Annotated in this window: 2 protein-coding genes; both read left to right on the forward strand. The window is 66.2% G+C overall.

The window, feature by feature from the left end; translation table 11 throughout:
- Nucleotides 1-63 precede the first annotated feature (63 nt).
- Complete coding sequence (locus tag ABZV34_RS39800; RefSeq protein ID WP_356288300.1) at nucleotides 64-369, forward strand: transposase; 306 nt, start codon at nucleotides 64-66, stop codon at nucleotides 367-369.
- A 23-nt stretch (nucleotides 370-392) separates the two neighbouring features.
- Nucleotides 393-1,147 (forward strand): IS3 family transposase (locus ABZV34_RS39805; protein WP_356288303.1); only part of this gene is annotated, 755 nt, incomplete at its 3' end.

A 1,147-nucleotide genomic window follows, 5' to 3' on the forward strand; every position in this document is an offset into this window, starting at 1 on the left:
CCCCCTGTCGGCTGGACAGCTTGATACTGGGACGGATAGTCCCGGAGGAAGCAGTCACAGGTAGTGAGCAAGAAGAGCAATACGAGTAAGCGGTACACGGCCGAGTTCAAGCGGGACGCGGTTGCCTTGGCGTTGTCCTCGGAGAAGACGGTCACCGAGGTTGCGAGGGATCTTGGCGTGAGTCCGGAAGGGCTGCGCGGGTGGGTGAAGCAGGCGAAGGTCGACCGTGGTGAGGGGCCCGCCGGGGCTTTGACCACTGCGGAGCGTGAGGAGCTGGTCCGGCTGCGGCGGAAGGTCCGCGAGCAGGAGGCGACGATCGATGTGCTGGGAAAAGCGACCGTCTTCTTCGCTCAGGACAAGATGAGGTAGACACCGCGGCACGGTGTCACTTCATTGATGCGGAGAAGGCATCGGGGGATATTCCCGCAGGTCACAGCGTTTCGTTCTTGTATCGTGTGCTGGGAGTGCCCCGTTCCACCTACTACGCGCATCGGGCGTCATGGCCGGCCCGGACGGTGCGGGAGCGGGCCGAGGAGGTGCTGGTGGGCGAGATCCGGGTGCTCCACGCCGGATCTCGAGGCGCCTACGGGGCCCCGCGGATCCACGCCGCTCTGCGGCGGGCCGGACGGGCGGTGAATTCCAAGAAGGTCGAGCGGCTGATGCGCAAGCACCGGATCGTCGGGATCACCCGCAGGCGGCGCGGGGGCCTGACCCGGCAGGCGAAGCGGGCGGTGTTCGCCCTCGACCTGATCGGCCGGGACTTCACCGCGCCCAGACCCGGGATGCGGCTCGTCGGCGACATGACCGAACTCGTCACGCTGGAAGGGAAGTTGTATCTGGCGACCTGTATCGATCTCGCGACGCGGGAGATGGCCGGATGGGCGATGGCCGATCACCACCGCGCCGAGCTGCCGGTCGCTGCCCTGCGGATGGCGGCCGGTCGCGGCGGCCTGGAGCACGGTTGTGTCATGCATACGGATCGCGGCAGCGAGTACACGAGTGACGAATTCCGCACCGAAATACGCAAGTTGCACATGAGGCAGTCGATGGGGCGCGTCGGCTCTTGTTACGATAACGCCGCCGCGGAAAGCTGGTTCGCCATCCTGAAAGCGGAGATCGGGACAACCGTGTGGGAGACCCGCGAGGC

This window comes from Streptomyces sp. NPDC005195 (assembly GCF_040608315.1).
In the GTDB taxonomy this organism is placed as follows: Bacteria; Actinomycetota; Actinomycetes; order Streptomycetales; family Streptomycetaceae; genus Streptomyces; species Streptomyces kaempferi.